We start from the raw sequence: 294 nt of genomic DNA, 5'->3' as shown, positions 1-294 counted from the left end.
ATGTGTTTAAGAGTCAGGAATCTGTCATGGCAGAAGCGGAACTTATGAGTATGGCGTTTGAACTGTTCCGAACGTTAAACTTTGAAGTAACGTTCCAATATAATAACCGAAAATTGTTAAACGGCATTCTCGAATCTATTAACATCCCTACTGAACGAACGAGTGACGTCATTTTATCATTAGACAAAATCGAAAAGATTGGGATTGATGGTGTACGAAAAGATGTACTAGAGCGCGGAATTACTGAAGAAAAGGCTGATACGATATGTAATACNNNTTTATCTTGTCTAAAGC

At 37.1% G+C, this 294-nt stretch carries 1 pseudogene; it reads left to right on the top strand.

From position 1 onward, the window contains the following. Positions 1-294: pseudogene (locus ACSG5Z_RS31145) on the top strand (histidine--tRNA ligase); the annotation flags it as partial.

Source organism: Bacillus pretiosus, from assembly GCF_051294775.1.
Taxonomy (GTDB): domain Bacteria; phylum Bacillota; class Bacilli; order Bacillales; family Bacillaceae_G; genus Bacillus_A; species Bacillus_A wiedmannii.
The sequence above is the reverse complement of the archived record's forward strand: the minus strand, read 5'-3'. Positions and strand labels throughout refer to the sequence as shown.